The 8,599-nt window shown below is 69.4% G+C and carries 6 protein-coding genes; 4 read left to right on the top strand and 2 right to left on the bottom strand.

Annotated elements, in window-relative coordinates; all coding sequences use genetic code 11:
- The 3 genes from Q1K70_RS22085 to uvrA form a co-directional block, all read left to right on the top strand.
- A partial coding sequence (locus Q1K70_RS22085) for an Nramp family divalent metal transporter (protein ID WP_300164932.1) occupies positions 1-1,129 on the top strand: 1,129 nt, incomplete at its 5' end.
- Between the two features lie 45 nt (positions 1,130-1,174).
- Positions 1,175-2,011, top strand: coding sequence for a zinc transporter ZupT (gene zupT, locus Q1K70_RS22080; RefSeq protein WP_300164930.1), 837 nt, complete (start codon positions 1,175-1,177; stop codon positions 2,009-2,011).
- 84 nt (positions 2,012-2,095) lie between these two features.
- Complete coding sequence (uvrA, locus tag Q1K70_RS22075) at positions 2,096-4,858, top strand: excinuclease ABC subunit UvrA (protein WP_300164927.1); 2,763 nt, start codon at positions 2,096-2,098, stop codon at positions 4,856-4,858.
- A 9-nt stretch (positions 4,859-4,867) separates the two neighbouring features.
- Here the strand turns inward: uvrA and Q1K70_RS22070 are convergent, their stop codons facing one another.
- Both Q1K70_RS22070 and Q1K70_RS22065 read right to left on the bottom strand, forming a co-directional pair.
- Entirely contained in the window at positions 4,868-5,671 is an 804-nt protein-coding gene (locus tag Q1K70_RS22070) for a 4Fe-4S binding protein (RefSeq protein ID WP_300164925.1), read from the bottom strand.
- 47 nt (positions 5,672-5,718) lie between these two features.
- A complete protein-coding gene (locus Q1K70_RS22065; protein ID WP_300164923.1) occupies positions 5,719-5,880 on the bottom strand; it encodes a nucleoside transporter in 162 nt (53 codons plus the stop codon).
- 270 nt (positions 5,881-6,150) lie between these two features.
- On the opposite strand from Q1K70_RS22065, the gene Q1K70_RS22060 reads away from it, so the two are divergent.
- Positions 6,151-8,490: a methyl-accepting chemotaxis protein gene (locus Q1K70_RS22060; RefSeq protein WP_300164920.1), complete on the top strand. Its 2,340-nt coding sequence runs from the start codon at positions 6,151-6,153 to the stop codon at positions 8,488-8,490.
- The last annotated feature ends 109 nt before the right edge of the window (positions 8,491-8,599 follow it).

The raw sequence follows: 8,599 nt of genomic DNA, 5'->3' as shown, positions 1-8,599 counted from the left end.
GGCCGCCGGGGCCGGGTTCGGCTACAAGCTCCTGTGGATGGTGACGCTCTCCACCGTCATGCTCATCGTCCTGCAGCACAACGCCGCGCACCTGGGCATCGCCACGGGGCTCTGCCTCTCGGAGTGCGCTTCGCACCACCTGCCGAAGCCCGCGTCCAACTTCGTGCTGGGCACGGCCGTGCTGGCCTCGGTCTCCACGGCACTGGCCGAGCTTCTGGGCGGGGCCATCGCGCTCAAGATGCTCTTCGGCCTGCCCCTGTGGCTGGGGGCGCTCCTGTGCCTTTTCGTGGTGGCCTGGATGCTCTTCGCCAACTCCTACAGGCGCATCGAGCGCTACATCATCGGCTTCGTCTCGCTCATCGGCCTGTCCTTCATCTTCGAGCTGGCCATGGTCAGGATCGACTGGCCCCAGGCCGTGGCCGGATGGGTCGTGCCCTCGTTTCCCGACGGCTCGGTGCCCATCGTCATGAGCGTGCTGGGCGCGGTGGTCATGCCGCACAACCTCTTCCTGCACTCCGAGATCATCCAGAGCCGCCAGTGGAACCTGGACAACGACTCCATGATCCACCACCAGCTCAAGTACGAGTTCCTGGACACGCTGGTGTCCATGATCATCGGTTGGGCCATCAACTCCGCCATGATCCTCCTGGCCGCCGCCGCGTTCTTCACCCACGGCGTGGCCGTCACGGAACTGGAGCAGGCCCAGAACCTGCTCACCCCGTTGGTGGGCGGGTCGGCCGCGCTGGTCTTCGCCCTGGCCCTGCTGCTGGCGGGCGTGGCCTCCTCGCTCACGGCGGGCATGGCCGGAGGGGCCATCTTCGCGGGCATCTTCAAGGAGCCCTACGACATCCGCGACCTGCACACCCGCCTGGGCGTCGCCCTGACCCTTGGCCTGGCCTACCTGATGATCCTCGTCATCCCGGACCCGTTCACGGGGCTCATCTACTCGCAGATCGCCCTGTCCATCCAGCTGCCCTTCACCATCCTGCTCCAGCTCTACCTGACCTCGTCGAAGAAGGTCATGGGCAAGTGGGCCAACAAGCCCTCCACCACGGCGCTGCTCGCCGTGATAGCAGCGGTGGTCATCGCGCTCAACGTCGCGCTTCTCATCGACACCCTGTCCGGCTAGGGTGGCCCTTCAGCCGATCCAACCAGCCTTCCCAGAGGACCACAGATGCAGTTCGATTCCGAAACGGTGTTGATCGCCTTTTCCCTGACCCTTTTCGCGGGCCTGGCCACGGGCGTCGGCTCCATGATCGCCTTTTTGACCCGCAGGACCAACACGCGAGTCCTGTCCATGGCCCTCGGGTTCTCGGCCGGGGTGATGATCTACGTCTCCTTCGTGGAGATCTTCGCCAAGGCCCAGGAGGTGCTCACCGGGTCCCTGGGCAAGGTGGGCGGTGCCTGGAGCACGGCGGGGGCCTTCTTCGGCGGGGTGGCGCTCATCGCGCTCATCGACAAGCTCGTGCCCAGCTACGAGAACCCCCACGAGATGCACACCATCGAGGAGATGGACTGGGGCCAGGAGAACCTGCCCAAGAACGAGACCCACGACTTCGCCAAGCTCAGGCGCACCGGGTTGTTCGCGGCCCTGGCCATCGCCATCCACAACTTCCCCGAGGGGCTGGCCACCTTCACGGCCGCCCTGACCGAGCCCGCCCTGGGCGTGGCCATCGCCACGGCCATCGCCATCCACAACATCCCCGAGGGCATCGCGGTGTCCATCCCGCTCTACTACGCCACGGGCAGCCGCAAGAAGGCCTTCGCGCTCTCCTTCCTCTCGGGCGTCACCGAGCCGGTGGGCGCGCTGGTGGGCTACGTGCTGCTCATGCCCTTCTTCACCCCGGTGGTCTTTGGCGTGCTCTTCGCGAGCGTGGCCGGGATCATGGTCTACATCTCGCTGGACGAACTGCTCCCGGCCGCCGAGGAGTTCGGCGAGCACCACATGGCCATCTACGGCCTGATCGCGGGCATGGCCGTGATGGCCGTTTCGCTTCTGCTCTTCCTGTAACGGCCCGGCGCAGGCGAGCGATTGCGCTTGCCTTTTCCCGCCAAGGGATTATCTGGGCTTGTTCAGAACGATTCCGGAGTTTTCATGAGTCAGCGAGTCATCCGCATCGAGGGAGCGCGCCAGCACAACCTCAAGAACATATCCCTGGACATTCCCCGCGACCAGCTGGTGGTCGTGTGCGGCCCCTCGGGCTCGGGCAAGTCCACCCTGGCCTTCGACATCGTCTACGCCGAGGGCCAGCGCCGCTACGTGGAGTCCCTCTCGGCCTACGCCAGGCAGTTTTTGCCCCAGATGGACAAGCCCCAGGTGGACAAGATCGAGGGGCTGTCCCCGGCCATCTCCCTGGAGCAGCAGACCGCCACGCGAAACCCGCGCTCGACGGTCGGCACGGTGACGGAAATCTACGACTTCCTGCGCGTCTTCTTCGCCCGCCTGGGCAAGCCCCACTGCCCCAAGTGCGGCCAGCCCATCGCCGCCCGCACCACGGACGAAATCATAAACGACGTGCTGGCCCTGCCCGAGGGCGCGAAGCTCCTGCTGCTGGCCCCCCTGGTCGAGCACCAGAAGGGCACCCACGCCGACCGGCTCAAAAAGCTCAAGAGCCAGGGATTCGCGAGAATCCGCGTCAATGGCGCGGTGGCCCCCCTGGAGCCCATGCCGGAACTCGAAAAGAACAAGCGCCACAACATCGACCTCGTGGTGGACCGGCTGGTGGTCAAAGACGGCATCCGTTCGCGCCTGTCGGATTCGGTGGAGCTGGCCCTGGCCCAGGGCGAGGGGCGGCTCATCATCGCCGACCACGAAGGCAAGGCGGCGGACCGGGTCTTTTCCACGGCCTCCTCCTGCCCCACCTGCAAGATCAGCGTGCCCAAGCCCTCGCCCCAGCTCTTTTCCTTCAACAGCCCCCAGGGAGCCTGCCCGGCCTGCTCGGGCATCGGCGCGGTGGAATACTTCGAGCCGGCCCTGCTCGCCCCCAACAAGGGCCTGTCCCTGGCCACGGGCGGCATCCTGCCCTGGAAGAGCGAGCGCGCCCTGGCCCGCTACGCCCGCCGGCTGGAGGATCTGGGCAAACGCCACGGGTTTTCCCTGCGCACGCCCCTGGCCGATTTCTCGGCCGAGGCCTGGGCGGCGCTCTTTTTCGGGGACAAGGCCTTCGGCTGGGACGGCGTGGTCCACCTGCTCGAGCACGGCCAGTCCTTCGGCTCGGTCTGGCGCGACGAACTGGCCCGCTACCGCCAGTCCCGGCCCTGCCCGGTCTGCCAGGGGGCCAGGCTGCGGCCCGAGGCCCTGGCCGTGAAAGTGGCCGACGCCGACATCTTCGCCTTCTGCTCCCTGCCCATCGACAAGGCCCTGGCCTGGCTTTCGGGCTTGCGCTTCGCCGGGGCCGAGGCGATCATCGCCGAGCCGCTGCTCAAGGAACTCACCCACCGCCTGAAATTTCTCACGGGCGTCGGCCTGGACTACCTGGCCCTGGCCCGCAACATGGCCACGCTCTCCGGCGGCGAAGCCCAGCGCATCCGCCTGGCCGGGCAGCTCGGCTCGGGCCTGGTCGGGGTCACCTACGTTCTGGACGAGCCGAGCATCGGCCTGCATCCCCGCGACAACGACCGGCTCCTCGGCACCCTGCGCCAGCTGCAGGGCCGGGGCAACACCGTGCTCGTGGTGGAGCACGACGAGGCCACCATCCGAAACGCCGACCACGTCATCGAACTCGGCCCCGGCTCGGGGCGTCTGGGCGGCGAGATCGTCTACCAGGGCGACGTGGCCGGCATGCTGGCCGACGGCAAGTCCCTCACCGGCAAGTACCTGCGCGGCGACGCCGCCTCGCCCATCCCCGAGACGCGCCGCACCGGGGAGAAGTCCCTGGTCCTTCGCGGCGTGACCACCAACAACCTCAAAAACATCGACGCCGAGATTCCGCTCGGCCGGCTGGTCTGCGTCACGGGCGTGTCCGGCTCGGGCAAGAGCTCGCTGGTCATGGACACCCTCTACAAGCACCTGGCCCTGTCCAAGGGCCTCAAGGTGGACGCGCCGGGCATGATCGCCGGCATCGAGGGCGCGGGGCTCGTCGAGAAGATCGTGAGCATCGACCAGACGCCCATCGGCCGCACGCCGCGCTCCAACCCGGCCACCTACACCAAGGTCTTCGACGAGATCCGCGAGATCTTCGCCGGCACGCCCGACGCCAAGCGGCGCGGCTTCAAGCCGGGCCGCTTCAGCTTCAACGTCAAGGGCGGGCGCTGCGAGGCCTGCGGCGGCGACGGCCAGATCCGGGTGGAGATGCACTTTTTGCCGGACATCTACGTCACCTGCGAGGTCTGCGGGGGGCTTCGCTACAACCGCGAGACCCTGGACGTGCGCTACAAGGGCCTGACCATCGCCGAGGTGCTCGACCTCACCGTGCGCCAGGCCCGGGGCTTTTTCGAGAACTATCCGGTGCTCGACCGCCGGCTGGCCGTGCTCGAGGAAGTGGGCCTCGAATACCTGCACCTGGGCCAGCCGGCCACGACCCTGTCCGGCGGCGAGGCCCAGCGCATCAAGATCTCGCGCGAGCTCGGCAAGCGCAGCCTGCCCGGGGCGCTCTACATCCTCGACGAGCCCACCACCGGCCTGCACATGCAGGAGGTGGGCAAGCTCATCACCGTACTGCACAAACTCGTGGACAAGGGGGCCAGCGTGGTGGTCATCGAGCACAACACCGACGTGGTCGCGGCCTCGGACTACGTGCTCGACCTCGGCCCCGGCGGCGGCGAGGCCGGCGGGCGCATCGTGGCCCGGGGCACGCCCGAGGAACTGAAGGCCAACCCCGACTCCGTGACCGGAAAGTTCCTCACCCTGCTCAAATAGCCGGCCCGATCAGAGAAACGTCTCTGGCTCCCGGCGTTCCCGGCAGGTCGCGGCCAGCCGGCGCGCCGTCTCCAGCAGGGCCGGGTGGTCGAAGACGCGCGCCCCGCTGGGGCAGCCCTTGACGCAGGCGCAGCAGCGGATGCAGCGCGCCGCCTCCGTGAGCACCGCTCCCCCGTCCAGGCGGATGCCTCCCATGGGACAGGCCGTGGCGCACTGGCCGCAGGCCTCGCAGAGCTCGGGGAGCGTGCGCGGCGCGACGCCGCCGGAAAGCCCGGATTCCCGGTAGGGGAAGTCGCCCGGGACCGAGAGCGGCGTCCAGGCGGCCAGATCGCCCAGCCAGCCGAGCTTGGCCGCCACGGCCCGGCCGAAGTCCCGGGCCGCCCGCAGGTCCTTGCCGTCCGGCCGCCCCGAGGCGATGGGCGTTTCGGGCGAACTGTAGGAATGCTCGCCCACGAACGCCCCGCCGCCGACCGGCACGAAGCCGAGCTCCCCGGCCAGGTCGCGCAGTTCCAGCAAGGCGTCCTCGAAGGCCCGGTTGCCGTAGGTCACGGTGACCACGGCCGGCCCCCCCGCCCCCCGCAGCCGCCGCAGCCGGTGCACGGCCTCGGCCGGCAGGCGTCCGGCGTAGACCGGCGCGCCGACCACGGTCAGCACGTCCTTGTCCGAAGGGGGCGCAGCCAGGCGGGCCGGCCCCGTCAAGTCGAGCTCCTCGCACGTCTTCAGGCCGAGCCCCTGGCCGATGCCCCGCACGATCCTGCGCGAGGTTCCCGTTGGGGAAAAATAGACCAGCCGCATGATTCGGGCACGCATCATGTCGCCTCCCGCCGTCGGGACGGGCGGGGCTGCCCCGTCCGGGCGGCTTACAGATCGTCGTCCCGGTCGTCCTTGCCGGTCATCCATTTGTCGATGGGATTGTCCTTGCCCGGATGGCGCTCCTTGTAGTTCTTGGCCCGGCGGTTGAAGTAGGCCAGGACCACGAAGCCGAACACGATCAGGACCAGCAGGAACATGCCGTTGCTCATACGCGCCTCCGGGGATGCGACCCGGTTCGGGCCGGGACAGGGTTCCCACGTCGGGCCGCCCGACGCCTCGCCCATGCCGAACCTTGCGAAAGCGTCATTCCCATTCTGACAGATACGCCGCACCAGGCCACTTGTACAGTCCCCGCCGCCGCATCGCCGCGCCGCCGTTTCCTTTCCGACACACGCTGCCCGTACAGTCCCCTTCCTCGAACATCGGCCGGGGGCCGAACCGCCCCCGATTCCGGCGCAACATCTTCCCTGGAGTACCCCATGCGCACCCTAGGCATCAGCGGCGTGCTGACCCTCGCCGTCGGGACCACGGTCCTGGCCGGCATCCTGGCCCTGCTCCTCTACGTCTCGCACACCACCACCGCCCTGGCCGAGTCCATGGCCGAGCAGTCCATGCGCCAGATGGCCGACGCCGCCTCCAAGGCCCTGGACATCCACGCCGCGGCGGCCATGGAACTGGCCGTCGCCCTGGCCCGGCGGCCGGGCGTCCGCGACGCCTACGACGGGAATCCGGCCATCGCCAAAACGGTGCTGGCCGAGACGCTGGGCAGCTACAAGGGCGTCCGCTCCATTCTGGTCCTCGACGCCTCGGGCAAGCTGCTGGCCGGGCGCGACGCCGCAGGCCAGGACTTCGAGGCGGGCCCTTCCTACGCCGAACGCCCGTACGTGGCGGCCTACCGCTCCGGCCAGACCGCTTACGTCACGCCCACGGCCATGCGGGCCAAGCACGGCGGCGGGCTCATCGTGTCGGCGGCCAGCCCGGTCCTCGGCCCGGACGGCAAGGTCAGAGGCGGCGTGATCGTCAACATGGACATCGCGGGCGTCGCCGCCGGCCTGGTCGCGCCCCTGCGCCTGGGCGAGAAAGGCTACGGCTTCGCCCTGGACGCCTCGGGCACGGTGCTCTCCCACGGCGCGGACGCCGAACAGGTCGGGCAGGACGTGTCCAAGCTCGATTTCGTCCGGAAGCTCATGGCCGCCCAAAGCGGCGTGTTCGACTACGTCTGGAAGGGCGACGAAAAGGTCATGGCCGTGACGCGCAGCGCCGCCACGGGCTGGTACACGGCCATGACCGCCTCCCGGTCCGACCTGACGGCCACGGCCCGGGCCCAGCGCTGGGTGCTGGCCGGCGTGGGGCTGGCCGTGGTCGCCCTGGTCACGACCGTCATCGCGCTCGTCAGCCGCCGCCTGGTGCTGCGGCCCCTGGCCGCCCTGTCGATGTACGCCGACCGTATCGGCTCCGGCGACTACGCCGCGACCCTGTCCGGGCGGTTCCGCTTCGAGATGGCCGGCCTGGCCGGGCACGTGCGCACCATGGTCGGCCAGCTCAAGGAACGCCTGGGCTTCGCCAAGGGCCTCCTGGACGCCATGCCGCTGGCCTGCGTGGTCTCGGGACCCTCCGGCAACCTGCGCTTCATCAACCAGCCCGTGCTCGATTTCCTGGAGGCCGACGGCAAGCCCGAGGACTACCTGGGCCAGCCGGTCGGCCAGTTCTTCTACGGCGACCCCGGGCGGCAGACCATCACCGGCCGAGCCGTGGCCGAGGGCCGGGCCATCACAGGTATCCAGACCGAGACGCCGACCCGCAAGGGCAACACGGCCTTCACCCAGATCGACGCCGCGCCGCTTTTCGACCTCGACGGCACGTGCCTGGGCGGCTTCGCCATGTTCACGGACCTGTCGGAACTGCGCCGCCAGCAGCAGCGGATCGCCTCGCAAAACGCCGTCATCGGCCACGCCGCCGCCGAAGCCGCCGCCGTGGCCGAACGCATGGCCTCGGCCTCCCAGGAGCTCTCGGCCCAGATCGAACAGTCGAGCCAGGGGGCCATCGAGCAAAGCGACCGGGTGCAGGGCGCCGCGACGGCCATGGAGCAGATGAACGCCACCATCCTCGAGGTGGCCAAAAACGCCGCCGACACGGCGGAAAACGCCCGCCAGGCCCAGGAGATGGCCCGCCGGGGCGCGACGCTGGCCGATTCCGTGGTCGCGGCCGTGGACACCGTGCGCGGCCGGGCCGTGGGCCTCAAGGACACCATGTCGGGCCTTGGCCGGCGGGCCCAGGGCATCGGCGCGGTCATGAACGTCATTTCCGACATCGCCGACCAGACCAACCTTTTGGCCCTCAACGCCGCCATCGAGGCGGCCCGGGCCGGCGAGGCCGGGCGCGGCTTCGCCGTGGTCGCCGACGAGGTCAGGAAACTGGCCGAAAAGACCATGGCCGCCACCAAGGAGGTGGGCGAGGCCATCGCCGGCATCCAGCAGGGCACCATCGAAACCGTGTCCCTGGTGGACGGCGCCGTGGCCAGCGTCGAGGAGGCCACGACCCTGGCCAGATCCTCGGGCGCGGCCCTGGCCGACATCGTGGCCGTGGTGGAAGCGGCCGGAGAACAGGTCCGGGCCATCGCCACGGCGGCCGAGGAGCAGTCGGCCTCGGTGGAGGAAGTCAACCAGTCCGTGGCCGCCATCCACCGCATCGCCTCGGAGACCGCCGACGCCATGCTCCAGTCGGCCACGGCCGTGACCGAACTGGCCGACCAGGCGCAAGGGCTTTCCGTCCTGGTCGCCGAAATCCGAAGCGACGGCCAGGCCGCCCTGCCGGCCTGAGGCCGTCCCCGCCGCGAAGATTGTCGGGGGCCGGCGCCCCACGGCGGCGGCCCCCCACGACACCCCGTTATACCCCCCCAGCGCCGCGGCGGCCATGTTTGACAATACT

The organism is Solidesulfovibrio sp., from assembly GCF_029978005.1.
GTDB lineage: Bacteria > Desulfobacterota > Desulfovibrionia > Desulfovibrionales > Desulfovibrionaceae > Solidesulfovibrio.
Note: the sequence above shows the minus strand (reverse complement) of the source record. Positions and strands in the feature narration are given on the sequence as shown.

Excerpts from the sequence above, each read along its gene's own strand:
- zupT (WP_300164930.1), top strand. The coding sequence starts at position 1,175 with ATGCAGTTCGATTCCGAAACGGTGTTGATCGCCTTTTCCCTGACCCTT.
- uvrA (WP_300164927.1), top strand. The coding sequence starts at position 2,096 with ATGAGTCAGCGAGTCATCCGCATCGAGGGAGCGCGCCAGCACAACCTC.
- Q1K70_RS22070 (WP_300164925.1), bottom strand. The coding sequence starts at position 5,671 with ATGATGCGTGCCCGAATCATGCGGCTGGTCTATTTTTCCCCAACGGGA.
- Q1K70_RS22065 (WP_300164923.1), bottom strand. The coding sequence starts at position 5,880 with ATGAGCAACGGCATGTTCCTGCTGGTCCTGATCGTGTTCGGCTTCGTG.
- Q1K70_RS22060 (WP_300164920.1), top strand. The coding sequence starts at position 6,151 with ATGCGCACCCTAGGCATCAGCGGCGTGCTGACCCTCGCCGTCGGGACC.